18 protein-coding genes and 2 pseudogenes are annotated in these 15,767 nt (G+C 52.2%); 1 reads left to right on the top strand and 19 read right to left on the bottom strand.

Annotated features, from left to right (window positions below; genetic code table 11):
• Positions 1–219 (top strand): DDE-type integrase/transposase/recombinase (locus A8707_RS23515; RefSeq protein WP_156518841.1); only part of this gene is annotated, 219 nt, incomplete at its 5' end.
• 41 nt (positions 220–260) lie between these two features.
• On the opposite strand, the pseudogene A8707_RS27210 reads toward A8707_RS23515, so the two are convergent.
• The 19 genes and pseudogenes from A8707_RS27210 to A8707_RS23435 form a co-directional block, all read right to left on the bottom strand.
• A pseudogene (locus tag A8707_RS27210) lies at positions 261–428 on the bottom strand (IS6 family transposase); the annotation flags it as partial.
• A gap of 31 nt (positions 429–459) precedes the next feature.
• A complete protein-coding gene (locus tag A8707_RS23510) occupies positions 460–810 on the bottom strand; it encodes a hypothetical protein (RefSeq protein ID WP_068819611.1) in 351 nt (116 codons plus the stop codon).
• Positions 807–1,595, bottom strand: a complete 789-nt coding sequence (gene tpiA, locus A8707_RS23505) for a triose-phosphate isomerase (protein WP_068819610.1) — start codon at positions 1,593–1,595, stop codon at positions 807–809. Before tpiA ends, A8707_RS23510 begins: the two co-directional genes overlap by 4 nt.
• A gap of 44 nt (positions 1,596–1,639) precedes the next feature.
• A complete protein-coding gene (locus A8707_RS23500) occupies positions 1,640–2,272 on the bottom strand; it encodes a histidine phosphatase family protein (RefSeq protein WP_068819609.1) in 633 nt (210 codons plus the stop codon).
• The gene (locus A8707_RS23495; RefSeq protein ID WP_068819608.1) at positions 2,269–3,324 is read right to left on the bottom strand and encodes a class I fructose-bisphosphate aldolase; all 1,056 of its coding nucleotides are present in this window, start codon (positions 3,322–3,324) and stop codon (positions 2,269–2,271) included. Before A8707_RS23495 ends, A8707_RS23500 begins: the two co-directional genes overlap by 4 nt.
• A complete protein-coding gene (gene rpe / locus A8707_RS23490; protein ID WP_082906480.1) occupies positions 3,321–4,085 on the bottom strand; it encodes a ribulose-phosphate 3-epimerase in 765 nt (254 codons plus the stop codon). Before rpe ends, A8707_RS23495 begins: the two co-directional genes overlap by 4 nt.
• Before the next feature lie 96 nt (positions 4,086–4,181).
• A complete protein-coding gene (locus A8707_RS23485; RefSeq protein ID WP_231948403.1) occupies positions 4,182–4,745 on the bottom strand; it encodes an RpiB/LacA/LacB family sugar-phosphate isomerase in 564 nt (187 codons plus the stop codon).
• Between the two features lie 6 nt (positions 4,746–4,751).
• Positions 4,752–5,447 carry a type 1 glutamine amidotransferase domain-containing protein gene (locus tag A8707_RS23480; protein WP_068819606.1) on the bottom strand — a complete coding sequence of 232 codons (696 nt, stop codon included), beginning with the start codon at positions 5,445–5,447 and terminating at the stop codon, positions 4,752–4,754.
• A gap of 14 nt (positions 5,448–5,461) precedes the next feature.
• Complete coding sequence (locus tag A8707_RS23475) at positions 5,462–6,475, bottom strand: NADP-dependent oxidoreductase (RefSeq protein WP_068819605.1); 1,014 nt, start codon at positions 6,473–6,475, stop codon at positions 5,462–5,464.
• A gap of 112 nt (positions 6,476–6,587) precedes the next feature.
• On the bottom strand, positions 6,588–8,183 hold the full coding sequence (locus A8707_RS23470) for an oleate hydratase (RefSeq protein ID WP_068819604.1): 1,596 nt from the start codon (positions 8,181–8,183) through the stop codon (positions 6,588–6,590).
• 29 nt (positions 8,184–8,212) lie between these two features.
• A complete protein-coding gene (locus A8707_RS23465) occupies positions 8,213–8,587 on the bottom strand; it encodes a SpoIIAA family protein (protein ID WP_068819603.1) in 375 nt (124 codons plus the stop codon).
• 21 nt (positions 8,588–8,608) lie between these two features.
• Positions 8,609–11,032, bottom strand: coding sequence for a phosphoketolase family protein (locus A8707_RS23460; RefSeq protein WP_068819602.1), 2,424 nt, complete (start codon positions 11,030–11,032; stop codon positions 8,609–8,611).
• Between the two features lie 144 nt (positions 11,033–11,176).
• Complete coding sequence (locus tag A8707_RS23455) at positions 11,177–11,941, bottom strand: PRC-barrel domain-containing protein (protein ID WP_068819601.1); 765 nt, start codon at positions 11,939–11,941, stop codon at positions 11,177–11,179.
• Positions 11,942–11,961: 20 nt separating this feature from the next.
• Positions 11,962–12,321, bottom strand: coding sequence for a hypothetical protein (locus tag A8707_RS23450; RefSeq protein WP_082906479.1), 360 nt, complete (start codon positions 12,319–12,321; stop codon positions 11,962–11,964).
• Positions 12,322–12,585: 264 nt separating this feature from the next.
• Positions 12,586–12,798 (bottom strand): hypothetical protein, encoded by a 213-nt coding sequence (locus A8707_RS28625; RefSeq protein ID WP_156518842.1) that lies wholly within the window; start codon positions 12,796–12,798, stop codon positions 12,586–12,588.
• A gap of 396 nt (positions 12,799–13,194) precedes the next feature.
• Positions 13,195–13,436: pseudogene (locus tag A8707_RS27205) on the bottom strand (IS1 family transposase); the annotation flags it as partial.
• A 696-nt stretch (positions 13,437–14,132) separates the two neighbouring features.
• Positions 14,133–14,615, bottom strand: coding sequence for a hypothetical protein (locus A8707_RS23445; RefSeq protein WP_068819600.1), 483 nt, complete (start codon positions 14,613–14,615; stop codon positions 14,133–14,135).
• 15 nt (positions 14,616–14,630) lie between these two features.
• Positions 14,631–15,086 (bottom strand): hypothetical protein, encoded by a 456-nt coding sequence (locus A8707_RS23440; RefSeq protein ID WP_068819599.1) that lies wholly within the window; start codon positions 15,084–15,086, stop codon positions 14,631–14,633.
• A gap of 462 nt (positions 15,087–15,548) precedes the next feature.
• A partial coding sequence (locus A8707_RS23435) for a DDE-type integrase/transposase/recombinase (protein WP_156518841.1) occupies positions 15,549–15,767 on the bottom strand: 219 nt, incomplete at its 5' end.

The following is a 15,767-nucleotide window of genomic DNA, read 5'->3' as shown; positions in this document are numbered from 1 at the left end:
AGCAAGTACCTGAATAACATCATCGAGCAGGATCACCGCAACATCAAGCGATTGACAAAGCCAATGATGGGATTCGGCTCATTCAACACAGCGAGACGAACCTTGAGTGGCATCGAAGCGATGAGTATGATTCGCAAAGGACAAGTGAAGGGAGTCAGCAAAGGGGACAGTGTATCTCAAGCGAAGTTTATCGAAGAACTGTTCGGAATTAGCGCTTAACGGAATGCGAACGAGATACTTCGTTTGTCACTAAAAAGTATTTGCGACACAACCCGATTGAGGGTGGAATGATCCACCTCAATTCCTCGCTCTGCCATCATTTCTTCCAAATCCCGGTAGCTCAGAGGATAGCGGCAATACCACCGCACATTCAACACGATGATTTCGGGCAAGAAGTGCCGCCATTTGAACAGAGAGTCAGTCGTCATTTAGAGCAAGGCTAGAAAAAATTAAGCTTCCCTACCTTACTATTTTTGCGACACAACCCCCTTTGGTCGCACGTAGGGCGATGTGTAGCACCGCTCGCTTTTCTGTGACGTTAATTTTGTCCCCACGGAACATGGCATCAATGCTCGATCGCAGACCAGACTCCGCCGCTAATTGCAGCAAGAGCGCGAGCGTCTCATCCGTGATGCGGTGCTTGGCATAGTCGAAGTAGATGCCGATCGCCTCTAGGCTCAGGCGCTCCCCGCGCGTTGGATCGTCTGCAAAAAGCTGCCGCAGATGCAACGCCTGCACTTTCGGGTAATGGGCGGCGAGGGCTTGCCATGCCCTACGCTGGGTCAAGGGTGCGATTGTTGTTGTTGTCATGCTGCCTCCACTGGGGTTTGGGTCTGGCGGATCGCCGCCTGCACGATGGCTAAAAATGGCTCTGCCTTCAGGCTGTCGCCGCCGATGAGTCCACCATCCACACCGGGGCGGCTCAGCAATGCATCGGCGTCCTCCGGATTGACGCTGCCGCCGTAGTGGATCATTAGCGTCTGAGCCGATCGCGCCCCGAAGATCTGACCAAAGCGGTGTCGAATGATTGCGTGCGCGTCCTGAGCTTGCTGAGGCGTGGCGTGATGCCCACTACCGCCGATCGCCCAGACGGGTTCATAGGCAATACTCAAATGGGTTAAGGCTGCTGCCGAGAGTCCGTCTAAGCCCTGAAGCAGTTGCCGATCGAGCACTGTTCGGGTCTGGTCTGCCTGACGTTGTGCCAGCGTTTCGCCGATGCAGAAAATCACCTCAAGTCCAGCATCCAGGGCGACTCGTACCTTGTGGTGAATGAACGCATCCGATTCGCCCAGTGTATGGCGGCGTTCGCTGTGTCCGAGGATTACGTACTGGCAGCCGAGATCGAGGAGCATCGTGGGGCTGACCTCGCCCGTGAATGCGCCTTCTTGGGCGGGATAGAGGTTCTGTGCGCCGAGGGCAACCCGGCTCCCTTTGAGCCTGTCCCCAACCAGAGCCAGATAGGGAAACGGTGGACAGACAGCGACGGTAACACGGTCATCAGTGCCCATGCCAGCCGCGATCGCCGTTGCCAGATGGCTGGCTTCGGCTGTAGTGGTATGCATCTTCCAGTTCCCGATCACAAATTTCTGGCGCATAGCGGGTTCCTATTGGTTGGTTACGAACGGTCTTGGCAGTTTGATCAGGCGTGAGCAGTGGCGGCATTCCATAAAGCGTGAGCGGCGGCGGCATTCCATAAGGCGATGGTCGGTACTGTGGGATGGTGGGAGTCGAAGGCGAAAATACTAATTGATGCCGTGCCAAGCGGGAAATGCTGTGCTTCGATCACCGCTAAGCCGATCCAGCGTGCGGCCAGAACGCCGCCAAACTGACCGTGGGAAAAAAGGGCGATATTCCCCTTCAATGTGCGAAGACGAGCCAGGAGTCGATCGGCGCGATCGGCAATTTGGGTGGGCATTTCACCGTGCGGACAACCATCCCGAAAAACATTCCAATCCGGGCGCTCCTGGCGAATATTCACGGATTGCTTGCCTTCATAATCGCCATAATCCCATTCGACCAGATCCGGTTCCATTGCCGGGACTTGATCCAGCCCGACTAACGCACAGGTTTGTTGGGCGCGTTTGAGTGGGCTGGTCAGCACATGGGCAAACTGGATATCCCGGAGGTGCTGACCGAGTTCCCGTGCCTCTGACTCGCCATTTGTAGTCAACGGAATATCCGTGCGACCTGTGTGCCGACGGTCGAGCGACCACTCAGTTTCGCCGTGCCGAATCAGGTAAAGGCGCAGGGGGGTGGGGAGGCTGGTGTTCATGCTGCTGCCGTCCATTCCATCGCGGCATTGTATGCGCCCTGCCGTGCTGCCCCATTGCACTGCGCTCGATGCAGCAGCGCCTGTTGTGCCGCCAACACGTTGGACTCCTTGCCATGCCAAAGTTCCAACGCGGGTTGCTGGATGGCGCGACCAAAGGAAAATGTCAATGCCCAGGGCGATGGACTTTGCCCCACCGTCGGCGATCGCGATTTGAATTTAAGATTCATAGCATTTAACCGAGCCGAAGCCAGTTCACCGGATTGACCGCCCGACAAGAACGCAATCCCCGGTACGGCAGCGGGAACCGTTCGCAAAAGACACTGCACTGTAGCATCAGCGATCGCATCCACCGATTCTTGTTGAGGACAGGTTGATCCCGGCAGCACCATATTGGGCTTCAGGAGCATACCCTCCAGCAGCACCCGTTGCCTGTAGAGTCGGTTGAAGACGGTTTGTAGTACCGCCTCCGTCACCTCGCTACACCTCGACAGGGTATGCGCTCCGTCCATCAGCACTTCCGGCTCGACAATGGGAACTAATCCGGCTTCCTGGCACAAGGCAGCATAGCGAGCCAACGCCTGGGCGTTCGCCTCGATGCAACCCCGGCTGGGAATACTAGAACCGATGGTCAACACTGCACGCCACTTGGCAAAGCGAGCGCCCATTTGAGCATAGGACTGGAGGCGATCGCGCAAGCCGTCCAGACCTTCGGTGATTTTTTCTCCAGGATGACCTGCCATCGCTTTGGCACCGATATCAACTTTGATGCCAGGAATCATTCCGGCATTGGTAATGACTTGCATAAAAGGAGTACCATCCTTCTTTTGCTGGCGGATCGTCTCGTCGTAGAGAATCACACCGCTGATGGATTCACCCAGACTGGGCGTGGTGATGATTAACTCTCGATAGGCGCGTCGATACTCCTCCGTCTGGGGAATGCCTAACTTGGCAAAGCGTTTGTTGCAGGTGGGAATACTTTCATCGATTGCCAGCAGACCCTTGTTGTCAGCAACCAGCATCTTCGCGGTTTCTATCAGCTTTTGGACATTCATTTTGGATCACTCCATTCTGGACGGTTCATCTTGATGCCGAGAAATGAATCAGGTGAATTTGATGCGCCCGTTGATCTCAAACGTTCCCATCCACTAGCGTCGGGCTGGTTCTCGTTGACAATCTGGCGCATTTTTTGGATGGCGACTTTCAGGCTAGGTACACCGAACAAGCTCGTGCCCGCCACGAAGGTATCCGCTCCGGCGCGGGCACACTCGGCGGCGGTCTGGTCATTGATGCCGCCGTCCACGCTGATGCGGTAGGGCAAGTTTTTTTCGCGCCGCCACGCTTCGGCCTGCTGGATTTTGGGCAGGCATTGGGGGATAAATACCTGTCCGCCGAATCCAGGATTGACCGTCATCACCAGCAGCAGATCAATTTGTTCGAGAAACGGCTGAACGGCAGCGATCGCAGTTGGTGGATTGATGGCGAGTCCGACCTTTTTGCCGAGGGCTTTTATTTTGTGGATCAGCGATGGGATCTGTTCGTCAAGCTCAACGTGAATGATTATTTCGTCCGCACCGGCTTTTGCAAAGGGTTCGAGCAGGATTGCTGGCTGGGAGCACATGAGGTGAACGTCGAAGAAAAGGTTAGTGAGCGGACGGATGGCTTTGACAATTTGCGGACCGAAGGAAAGATTCGGGACGAAGTGACCATCCATGATGTCGAGGTGCAGCCGATCGGCACCAGAACGTTCCGCACGTTCGGCTTCTTGTCCGAGGCAAGACTGATTGGAGGCAAGGAGCGAAGGTGCAATCATCATTGCGGTACCGTTTGCTTTCATCTTTTTTGCTGGCGTACAGCCAGAATGTGTGTTTGCCCTGAAAGGGTCTCCCTGTTGCCCGTTAAAAGTCCTTTTTTATCTCAATTCCAATGCTGCTACTTTCTCAAGCCGTCGTTGGAAACGTTCATCTCGCTGGAAATGAGCCGCCAGAAAGGTCTGCACCAATTCCCAGGCTTCGGCATAACCGGTCACTTGTCCCCCCAGACACATCACGTTCATGTCGTCATCCTCTACCCCCTGATGAGCGGAGAAGGAATCCGTGATTAACGCCGCACGCACGCCTGCTACTTTGTTAGCAGCAACACAAGCGCCTACCCCACTGCCGCAAATGGCCAAACCGCGAACAATTGTGCCCTTCGCCACCGCCTGGGCTAGTGGGACCACAAAATCCGGGTAGTCATCGCCTTGAACCAACGCCTCCGCACCAAAATCCTCAACCTCGTAGCCAGCTACCTTGAGAGCCGCCGTCAGTTGCGCTTTCAACTCAAACCCACCATGGTCTGCCGCGATTCCGATGTGCATGATTTCCCCTGTATGAAGAGCCATTTTCTCGATCGGTGTTGCACCCAAGCGCCATTTCCAGTGGCGGCTTGCTGGCCAATCTTCACTGTGCTGTTCTATCCGAATCTGCCCAATCACCTCGTCTTATTTAACATTGGCAAGCAGACTGAGTTTTTCCAGTAGCTCCTTGGCGGCTGGCTCAGAAGATGCGGGGTTTTGCCCAGTTATTAATAGACCATCTTTCACAACATGTGGCTGCCAGTCAGCTACTTTGGAATAATTGCCTCCGTTTGTTCGGAGCATATCTTCGACCAGGAAAGGAACAATCTCAGTTAATCCGGCTGCCTGCTCCTCGGTATTGGTGAAGCCTGTTACGGCTTTACCTTGCACCACAGGATCGCCGTTGACTGCCTTTACATCACGCAGCACACCTGGCGCGTGGCAAACTAAGGCGACTGGTTTACCCGCACCAAGCATGGCTTCGATCAGGGCGATCGAGGATGCGTCTTTAGCCAAGTCCCAGAGTGGTCCGTGACCACCCGGGTAAAATACAGCGTCGAAATCGCCAGCGGAAACTTTACTCAACTCGATTGTCTGGGCGAGAGCGGCTTGTGCAGCAAGATCTGCTTTGAAGCGTTGCGTGTCTTTAGTCTGAGACTCTGGGGTGTCACTCTTGGGGTCGAGCGGTGGCAGCCCACCCCCCGGTGAAGCTAGAGTGATAGTCGCCCCTGCGTCTTTGAACGTGTAGTAAGGGGCGGCGAATTCTTCGAGCCAGAAACCCGTTTTTTTACCCGTATTGCCGAGCTGGTCGTGTGAGGTCAGCACCATCAGTATTTTCATCCTGTACTCCTTACCTAATTCAATTTCACTATCATCTTGCCGATATTGTTGCCTTCAAATAGACCGATAAATGCGCCCACAGCTTTATCGATGCCTGTCACTACTGTTTCCTTATGCTTCAGTTTTCCAGCGCGGAAATAGCCGCCCACTTCCTGTTCAAATTCGCCTTGATGACCTAGCCAATCGCCAACGATTAGCCCTTTCATCGTCAACCGCTTAGTAGTCATGTTGAAGAGATTAGTAGGGCCAGGTTGGGGGATTTCCGCGTTATAACCAGAGATGCCGCCACAGGCGATAATTCGACCATGCACCCGTAACGCTGAGAGCGCAGCTTCGAGCATTTCACCGCCGACATTATCGAAATAGACATCAATCCCATTCGGTGCTGCCAGGTTCAGTTGTTCGATCACAGGGAAGACAGGACTGGATTTGTAATCGAAGGCAATATCAAAGCCGCATTCTTCCCGCAGAAACTTGACCTTCTCTAATGAACCTGCCGATCCGATGACCTTGCATCCCCGCAATTTTGCTAACTGCCCAGCTACACTTCCCACCGCGCCAGCGGCTCCCGAAATAAAAATGACATCGCCAGCTTTGACCTCGACTAAATTCAACCCAGCCCAAGCCGTCATGCCCGTCATGCCAAGGGCACCTAGATAGACTGAAAGCGGTTGAAGGTCGCGGCTGACTGGGTGTAACTCTTGCGGTTTAGCGATAAAATATTCCCGCCAGCCATAGCTAGAAGTGACAGCATCACCTGGCTTTAATTGATTGGCGCGGGACTCAACGACTGCGCCGACTGCGCCGCCGGTCATCGGCTGACCCAACTCGAACGGTGGCACATAGGATTTTCCGCCGTTCATGCGACCGCGCATGTATGGATCGACTGACATATAGAGGTTGTGGACGAGTACCTGTCCATCTTGCAGTGGCTCCAGTTCGGTTTGTGCGAGGGTAAAGTTAGCTGAGGTTGGTATCCCATTGGGGTGAGAAATTAGTCGAATCTCGCGGCTGGTGATGTAAGACATATTAATCGCCTGGTTTTGGGGGTAATTCGTGGCTTACAAAGCTCGTTGTAATGAAGCCATATCAATGACGAAGCGGTATTTCACGCCGATCGCGGAATCGGCAGTGGCAGTGTTACCGAAACGCCTTAACCACCGCGTCAAGTTTTACCTTGATGGATTCGTCATGGTGCAGGATGGGGGGAATCTCTCGATCGATGCCCAGCAGTTCGTAGACGGCCATTTGGGCAACCCGGATGGAATACTCCACCGTAAAAACGACATCTTCAGGGATTTCGACAAACTGGCTGACAAAGGCAAGGTTCTTGGAGTGCTTGGGAACGGGCAGCGGCCGATCGCCGTAGGCACGCGGCATGAACATACTTGTGATGTAGGGCATACGGCACGGAATACAGATGGCCGAGGCGATCGTCTCCTGATCGAAATTGAGATGGTCGCACAGCTCTTGCAGGATATCCTTGCCGTTACAATCAGCCATTGCCTTTGGTACGAAGTTGCCAATGCGATCGGGGTGCAAGGCATAGCCCCAGAACACCTGCACATCGGCAGGCTGATTGATGAAGTGAGGCTGATGCGCTAGCACGATCGACATCAGCCAATTGGAATCTTTGAAGGTCACTAAACCGCCAGTGCCAGCCTGATTGCCAGAGAACGCCTCCATCTGGTCAAAGAAAGCGGTGTCCTTGACTGTCACCGTAAAGGACTCCCAAAACGACTCTGGAATACTAGAATTGAACGCCGCTGGGTTACCGAACTCAGGATGGCTTTGTGCCAGCTTTTCCCATAGCAACCAGCCACCACTATCGTCTTTCGTCCGATGTTGGGGCGCACTCGTCATTGACCCAAAGCTGGAGGCATCGGTCATCGAACCGTTTTGGAAGAACACCAAATCGTCAGCACCGATCGCCCTGATCTCTGTCGTGCCATCGCGCTTGTAGTGAATGCCAGTGACGACGATCTTACCCTGGTCAGTCTTTAGCTCAAAGTCCGTCACGGTGCAGTTAACGACGAAATTCACCCCCTGCGCCTTCAGCCAAATCGAGAGCGGCTGCACCAGTGAATCAAATTGGTTGTAGACCGTGCGCTTGACCCCTGCCAAGGTTTCGATGCGGGAGAACTCCATCATGAACCGATGCAGGTAACGGCGGAATTCAACCGCACTATGCCAGGGTTGAAACGCAAACGTTGTTGACCACATGAACCAAAAATTGGTCTGGAAGAAGGGCGGCGATAGCCAATCCGTAATCCGGCTGGTGCCCAGTTTCGCTTCGTCGGCCTCGGTGAGTTTGAGGAGTTCAAGCCGATCCTGCAGGTCAAATCCCATCGACTCGACATCCAGCTTGGCACGATTGCGATCGACGAGCCGCGCCCTACAGTAGGACTGGTGGATCTGATTGAAGGCGATTGTCTCCTCAAATACAGTCTTGCCAGGAGCACTGAGGGACGGGATCGATTTGAACAAATCCCAAGTACATTCGTAGTTGTCGGTCGTCAGCATTCGCCCGCCGCGCAGGGTGTAGCCATGGGTGGGGTTGCCGCCACCATCCAGACTGCCACCCAAGACTGGCATCGCCTCGTAGATGGTAATATGGCGACCTGGAACATGGCCATCGCGAATCAGGAACGCGGCAGCGGCTAAGGAGCCGATACCCCCCCCCACCATGTAAGCCTTGTGATCGACACCGTTGGCAGTTCTGGTTTGAAGTTGCATACTGGTCTCCTGGGATGAGGGTGGCTGGCTCAATTATCGTGCTGTGCTTCAGACAACCACTGCCGTGCTTCCGTGGCATTGGCATGATCGAAGTAGCGGATCGCCGCTTTTGTGAAGGGTTTAGAGAGGGTTGCCATGATGTGCTCCCACTTGTTTTCCCCAACCATTGCCAGTCGATTAATGTCGGCAAAGTATTTGACTCCAAGCTTGATGTCCTCCCATGCAGCTCTGGCTTCCCAGCCGTGGAAGTCGGTCATGTCGAACAGCACCCGCAACTTGTCGTGATGCTTGATGAGGCGATCGAACTCGGGCACAAAGGACTCGTAATCTGCTTTGACCAGTGTGCCGCTGACGTTGACGACGAGTATCTTCCCGCCGTTTTCTGCCTTCAGTTGCATGGGCATTCGGGACTCCTTTGCCTGGTTTCAGGTCAGTACAGGTGTTTTTCCGCTTAACAGGTTCTCCGGCGTTGTACCCGCACTCCATTTCCAGTGGCGGATTTCTGGCAAATCTTCGCCGTGCTGGTCAATGTAAAGCTTGTGCTCGATCAGCTTGTTCTGCATCATCTGTTTGAGATAAGCACCCCCACTGCCCAAATGCGGTAAACGATCGACCACATCTTGCACCAGATGGAAGCGATCGAGGTCGTTCTGCACCCGCATATCAAACGCCGTCGTGATGGTGCCCTCTTCCTTATAGCCCCGGACATGGAGATTGCAATTGGTGCGGCGATAGGTCAGCCGATGGACAAGGGTTGGGTAGCCATGAAAGCCAAAGATAATGTGCTTATCTCTCGTAAACAGCGAGTCATAATCGGCTTCGCTCAACCCATGTGGATGTTCACTCGCTGACTGCAACTTCATCAGATCGACGACATTGATCACCCGAATTTTGAGCGCGGGTAAATGTTCACGCAGGATGGAAACGGCCGCCAAAATCTCTAGCGTTGGTGTGTCACCACAGCACGCCATCACTACGTCTGGTTCAGTGTCCTGGTCATTGCTGGCCCATTGCCAGATGCCGATGCCTTCGGTGCAATGGATAACGGCTGCATCCATCGTCAGCCATTGGGGCAGCGCGTGTTTGCCAGCCACCACCACATTCACGTAATGGCGGCTCCGCAGGCAGTGATCAAAGACCGACAGCAGACAGTTGCCATCGGGTGGCAGGTACACCCGCACGATATCCGCTTTCTTGTTGATCACATGGTCGAGGAAACCGGGGTCCTGGTGTGTAAAACCGTTGTGATCCTGCTGCCAGACATGGGAGGCGAGGAGGTAGTTAAGCGATGCGATCGGTCGTCGCCAGGGCAGTTCCGCTGTCACCTTCAGCCACTTGGCGTGCTGGCTGAACATGGAATCCACGATGCGAATGAACGCCTCGTAACTGTTGAACAGCCCATGCCGCCCGGTCAGCAGATAGCCTTCCAACCAACCCTCGCACTGGTGTTCACTCAGCATTGAATCCACCACCCGTCCAGCAGGCGCAAGGAACTCATCGTTCGGTTTCTCCCGTCCTTCCCACTGCCGATCGGTGACTTCAAACACCGCCCCCAAAAGATTAGAGAGCGTCTCATCGGGGCCGAAGATGCGGAAATTCTGTCGATTCAGCTTGACCACATCCCGCAGAAACGTGCCCAGCAGGAGCGTATCCTGACCATCAACGGCACCAGGTGCGGGCACCGACATCGCATAGTCGCGGAAGTCCGGCAGATGCAGTCCACGCAGCAGTAGTCCGCCGTTGGCGTGGGGGTTTGCGCCCATCCGCCGATCGCCCGTCGGTGCTAACGCGGCTAACTCTGGGATTAACCGTCCCGTTTCATCGAACAGTTCTTCTGCTCTATAACTCTTCATCCAGGTTTCCAACTGCTGGACATGATCCGGATGCTCGGCGTTCACCAGTAGCGGCACTTGATGCGATCGGAAAGTGCCTTCGATTGGTAGTCCATCTACAACTTTGGGTCCTGTCCAGCCTTTGGGTGACTTCAGAACGATCAGGGGCCAACGCGGTCGAGTCGTATCGTGCTTGTGCCGCGCATTGCTTTGGATTTGCTGAATATCCGCGATCGCCGTGTCCAGGGTGCTTGCCATCAGTTCATGCATTGTTTCCGGCTCATCGCCTTCCACAAAGTAGGGTATCCAGCCACAGCCGCGCAGAAATTGCTCCAATTCATCAGGCTCAATCCGAGCCAGGATCGTGGGATTGCTGATCTTGTAGCCATTCAGGTGCAGGATAGGCAGCACCGCTCCATCGGTGATCGGGTTGAGCAACTTGTTGGACTGCCATGCGGTCGCTAAGGGACCCGTTTCCGCTTCACCATCGCCGATCACGCAGGCAACAATTAAATCGGGATTGTCAAATGCCGCCCCGAAGGCATGACTGAGCGAGTAGCCCAGTTCACCCCCTTCGTGAATGGAACCAGGCGTAGTCGGTGCCACATGACTGGAAATCCCACCGGGAAACGAGAATTGCTTAAACAGCTTTTGTAACCCCGCTTCATCCTGCGTGACGTTTGGGTAGACCTCACTCCAGGTTCCTTCGAGGTAAACATTGCCCACGATCGCCGGACCACCGTGACCGGGACCTGCGATGTAGAACATATCCAAGTCATACTTCTTGATCACCCGATTCAAATGCACATAGATGAAGTTCTGTCCCGGTGTCGTGCCCCAGTGTCCGACTACCAATGGTTTGACGTGGGAAAGTTTGAGCGGCTCCTTCAGCAAGGGATTGTCGTAGAGATAAATCTGCCCCACCGAGAGATAGTTAGCAGCACGCCAGTAGGCATCCATCTTGTGGAGCAGGGCTGGTGTCAGAGTGGTGGTTGGTTTGGTTTGTTGGGTCTGCATGGTTTAAGTTTCCTGTGTAAGCCAAGTCCAAAGGCGCGGGTGATGAACTGGATTGTAAAAAGCGCGATCGCCCCCGTCGCAGGCAAGGCTACGTTTCACGGTGAGGCAAAACACGTCGATCGGAAGTCCTTTCTTGTACCCGCGTCAACGGGCAAGCTCCTTAGCAGTCGATTCCCAGTAGCCTGGGCGATTGTAATGCCGATGCAGCCTGGTCTCGTAATCCCGATCGAGCGACGTATCGGTATACTCCGGTGCTTGTTTGATGGTGGCACGGTCAAGCTTCGTGAAGACTTTGGACTCACTCCAACTCACGCGATCGATCCATTGCGGTGCAATCAGAAGCTTCTTCCCTGGCAACCAGTTCCGTGTCTCGACGATGAGATACCGAATCGCCCACGTCTCATCATCAATGACAAAATCCTCAATGTGACCAAGCTCACCATCGGTAGCGTGGATGTGATAACCCCTCACCTCACGGATGCTACGCAGATGGGGGTCCCACCCTTTCTCTTCTGGGGTTCGTTCAGGCTCTGGTTGATAGTCACGCGCCAGGTAGGGATAGGCTCCCCACGCATAGGAACCGCACCAATACATTGGATAGCCGTAATACCCGTAATAGTCCGTCTCGAATTGCTGTGAGACGGGCTTGTCACTGCTCAAGGCAGGACTGCTCTCAATCTGCTGTTTGGTCAAATTGATGGTGATGTGGCGCTCTGCTGGGATCACGGCGACCAGTGCATAGGGCGAGAGCAGCACCTGTCTGCCCGTTAACCAGTTCCCTGTGTCAGCGATCAGATAACGAATGATCCAGTGCTTGTCATCGAAGTAGAAGTCTTTGACCGTGCCGATGGCACCCTCATCGTGGTTTGCTAATTTATAACCGTCTAGGGTTTTGACTTTATTTAACATCGAAAGCGTCTCCTTAATGATCAATGTTGACTGAGAGGCTGGTAGTCGGCGCAATCCAGTGCTTGTTCAGTGAACACAAATGAGGGGTGTACTGCGCAAGGTAAATAATGGTTATCGATAAAGAAGCGACACGTTCTATAGGGCGCTTGATGGCAGCGGTTGAACGCTGTCATTTTTGTTCTGACAACTTGCCAAACATCTGGCAACATCAAGAGGAAAATTGCCACGGCTGCCGTCGAACAGAAAAGGATGAGAGCCAATCCTTCAACAGGCGTAATGACTGCCGTCTGTTTTGCCAAGCCTGGCTTTGTTACAACCGGGTTAACAGTCATCAGCGTGACGTGATTTGAAGGAACCAAATTGCAATGTCCTTGAGCCATAAAATTGAGCCTGAGCCGTTTAGCAATAACCAGACCAATGCCAGGTGGAATGTGTTCAGGGCAACACTTTACAGAGGAAAGAAAGCTTGGCAGTGTGATTGACACACCTTAGCGGTGGCTCCAAAAGTCGGCGCGAACCTTCTCGCAAACATCTTAGAGAGTGCGGCAGACATCATCATGCCTCCCTGATGGAAACCTTGAGGATGCCGGTTGTTTCATGAGCCAAGCAAACGGTAGAATCTCAGTGATGACTGTTTGTCTTCGCTAGAAAGGTTTTTTCAACCCCCACTCTTGTACCCAGCAGCGTTCTAAAAGCGGCACTGAATCGTAGCTCCAGCAAGCCTCCAGGTGCTGTATGCGGTAGCGGTTCCAGAACTCAAACGGGTTTAAAGTGACTTTCGCTGCACTAAAGATCGGTTGAGTCCAAAATTGATGCAGCGGCGATGACAGTCTCGTTAAGCGATCAATGGATTGCATAAGATCAAGACTTTAAAAGTTGGGACAAGGACTATAGGTGAATAAGAGACAGAGGTGAATAAGAGATAGGAAAAGGAGTAAGCTGCCCCAAACTGTTGCTTGACGAGGTTTTGTCTCAACAGCAAACCTCCGTGGTCACAGTCTGATAGGCTTTGGCTTTACCACGTCAAGTTCGATTGAAGCCAAGTTTTTTTTTCATCGTCGATTGAATGATCGCAGAAGTTGTTCCAGTCTCTCTCTTCCCTTGGAGTGTTTTAGTAAAACTTATACAAATCACACGCAATTCAAACGCTTACTAACCCTCAGCATAAGGCTCCACCCTGAGCGTTGAGTCGCAAGATCACTGTCCCGCTTCAAGGCTCAGTCGGTGGTGTTCTAGAGATGGGGATCGCTGAGTCAAACTGCCCGTCCAAATTCATAGCGATTGATGAACAATTCAATTACAACGGCTGCATGACCTTGTATTGGAGAAAAAACTGTCTTGCGAGCTAACCGCTTAATTGAGGTTCGCAATGTCGAGTGTTTTTGCTCAATTTTTTGCGTATTCCACTTGCCAACCATATGCTGATCTTCATCCAATAATCGAGCACACGATCCCAACCATCGTTGTAAAAAGTTTGAATGCCGAACGGTTCTAGCGATGCCTTAAATCACAGCAATTTCCTCGATGGAACATAGTGTATGCTCGTAGAAATATTTGGTGAAGCTGATTTCATAGCCCACCTTATCTTTGCTTCTGTCCGTTCAGGCAGCGGTTTTCCTCACCACCAGAGAAATTATAGAAAATGTCTTTCACGATAACTGAGAAGCGATGGTGTTTCAGAAATGTTGTTGGATGAACTAGATGATGACCCAGTAGACTTTCTACAGGGCTTTACAACACGTCTAGAACACTACCCTTTGCCATAGCCAGAATATTTACTTATTAGTAGGGGCGAATATAGGCGTTCCCGTAGCATTCGGGTTTTAAACACCTCTAAGGAATCTGAATAGAAGGATTGATAAGGTTGGCTTAATTGGATTTTTGCCCACACTACAAGATGGGCTTAGTTTTGGACTGTTACATCGCACTACAGATCGCTCAAACCCTGATTTGTCCGTTGTCCGTGATGGCTGAAACCATTGTCATTGCGTGGGACTTCTGCTGCCAATGCAGAGGAGCAAACCTAACCGAGATATTTGGAGACCTGATGCATCCAGCGGTTTCTGGCTTCAGGCAAACCGAGAGATCAACTATCGCAAGTCAAGCCTAGAGAGGCTTTCAGGCTTAGAGTTGTTTTTGAACCAAAAGCGACGGGAACGCCTATTTGCCCCTTTAAAGGGCGATTGCAGTCTCAACCTTTGGTTGTAGTCAGCCCTAGCATACCGGCAACGTGTCTCTGAAAGATTTCCAGAGAGTGCCAAAGCTGAGTCACACGATTATCACCAAGATTTTCCAGTTTGACGATTCTGGTCCCCTGCGGACGATGGCGTTTCCAACCAAACACATCTGTATCTGTGGGAATGGAAGCGAGATTAGCGAAGTCAGCTACCCAGACAACAGCAACTTCCCGAACGATGCCCCAATCGTCATGACTGAGATTTTCCGCACTGGTACTCACGACTTTAACTAGGTGAGTGATCCGAGTTTCTGCGCTGTGTGGCGATTTCTGCACAAGTAAGATGAGGTCATCTAAGTCAGCTTTATCCGCGTTGGTGAAGTCACCTTTGGCATTTGCCCAATGCAAGTCCTGTTGGCTGCCCAGGTTCCAGTCCTCATAAGCCCAACACTTTGGATCATCGATGTTTTTAACGAACTTCAGTCTGTCAAGATTCATAGCTCAATCCCTCCCTTAACCCTTGATGATGATTTCGATGTTGTCCTGGCTGACGCCATAATGCTCAGCCAACCCAGCTTTGGCTTGAGCAATCGTTAAAGAATGAGACCGTTTGGCAGAGACCTTTTCAAACTTCAAAGCAGAGAGGTCAATACCCAGTTCTTCCAAGCTGGTGTAACGGACTGGATTTTGATTACCTGGCCACAAATCAGGAATATCAATGACTGCCACCTCGGAGATCTGGATGATGAAACGGTTTTTCCCTTTCTCGTCGAATATGTGAAACTCGACCCCACTGATTTTGCCCACCAAGAATCCACTACCTCGATTAGCACCCACGGAGCTACAGCAAACTAAAAACTTGTAATTCTTAGCTCTGTTCTGGTCAAGAGACCAAGAATAGTCTCCCGCTTGGATGACAATATCTTCAAAGCGGTTGTGTGTGAAGGTTTGAATTGCTTGGTTAATCATTTGTCATTTGTGGTTTATATCCTAAGTATAACCTACTTGTCGATGCTTTAGCTATACTTTATATATAGTTTGTGTATACTTTTGGTAAAGTACGTCCAACCACCGTTCTGCTCACAAACCCAAGGGAGTCAAACCAGAGTTGAGGCGACCAAATGTCGATTGGCGAGTTGCTACCAGAGGCACGAGTCTAATTGAGAGATTGGGAGACGTCGTTGATCAATCGGTTTCTTGCTTTGAGCGGACCGATTGATCAACCATCACAAGTCAATCATAGAGAAGCTTTCAGGCTTAAGGTTGGGTTTAGTCCAAAAGCTATGAGAACGCCATGTTGTGCTTCATGGGTGCTGGATTGAAACCGGAGCGATTAAAGGGCGACAATTTCGACAGGCATGGTGGCGGAGTCAAAAGGGTTGTGTCGCAAATACTTTTTAGTGACAAACGAAGTATCTCGTTCGCATTCCGTTAAGCGCTAATTCCGAACAGTTCTTCGATAAACTTCGCTTGAGATACACTGTCCCCTTTGCTGACTCCCTTCACTTGTCCTTTGCGAATCATACTCATCGCTTCGATGCCACTCAAGGTTCGTCTCGCTGTGTTGAATGAGCCGAATCCCATCATTGGCTTTGTCAATCGCTTGATGTTGCGGTGATCCTGCTCGATGATGTTATTCAGGTACTTGCT

The organism is Phormidesmis priestleyi BC1401, from assembly GCF_001650195.1.
Taxonomy (GTDB): Bacteria; Cyanobacteriota; Cyanobacteriia; order Leptolyngbyales; family Leptolyngbyaceae; genus Phormidesmis_A; species Phormidesmis_A priestleyi_B.
This window is presented reverse-complemented; position numbering and strand designations above follow the sequence as displayed.

Coding starts and splice junctions, on each gene's coding strand:
- A8707_RS23510 (WP_068819611.1), bottom strand. CDS start 810: ATGACAACAACAACAATCGCACCCTTGACCCAGCGTAGGGCATGGCAA.
- tpiA (WP_068819610.1), bottom strand. CDS start 1,595: ATGCGCCAGAAATTTGTGATCGGGAACTGGAAGATGCATACCACTACA.
- A8707_RS23500 (WP_068819609.1), bottom strand. CDS start 2,272: ATGAACACCAGCCTCCCCACCCCCCTGCGCCTTTACCTGATTCGGCAC.
- A8707_RS23495 (WP_068819608.1), bottom strand. CDS start 3,324: ATGAATGTCCAAAAGCTGATAGAAACCGCGAAGATGCTGGTTGCTGAC.
- rpe (WP_082906480.1), bottom strand. CDS start 4,085: ATGATGATTGCACCTTCGCTCCTTGCCTCCAATCAGTCTTGCCTCGGA.
- A8707_RS23480 (WP_068819606.1), bottom strand. CDS start 5,447: ATGAAAATACTGATGGTGCTGACCTCACACGACCAGCTCGGCAATACG.
- A8707_RS23475 (WP_068819605.1), bottom strand. CDS start 6,475: ATGTCTTACATCACCAGCCGCGAGATTCGACTAATTTCTCACCCCAAT.
- A8707_RS23470 (WP_068819604.1), bottom strand. CDS start 8,183: ATGCAACTTCAAACCAGAACTGCCAACGGTGTCGATCACAAGGCTTAC.
- A8707_RS23465 (WP_068819603.1), bottom strand. CDS start 8,587: ATGCCCATGCAACTGAAGGCAGAAAACGGCGGGAAGATACTCGTCGTC.
- A8707_RS23460 (WP_068819602.1), bottom strand. CDS start 11,032: ATGCAGACCCAACAAACCAAACCAACCACCACTCTGACACCAGCCCTG.
- A8707_RS23455 (WP_068819601.1), bottom strand. CDS start 11,941: ATGTTAAATAAAGTCAAAACCCTAGACGGTTATAAATTAGCAAACCAC.
- A8707_RS23450 (WP_082906479.1), bottom strand. CDS start 12,321: ATGGCTCAAGGACATTGCAATTTGGTTCCTTCAAATCACGTCACGCTG.
- A8707_RS28625 (WP_156518842.1), bottom strand. CDS start 12,798: ATGCAATCCATTGATCGCTTAACGAGACTGTCATCGCCGCTGCATCAA.
- A8707_RS23445 (WP_068819600.1), bottom strand. CDS start 14,615: ATGAATCTTGACAGACTGAAGTTCGTTAAAAACATCGATGATCCAAAG.
- A8707_RS23440 (WP_068819599.1), bottom strand. CDS start 15,086: ATGATTAACCAAGCAATTCAAACCTTCACACACAACCGCTTTGAAGAT.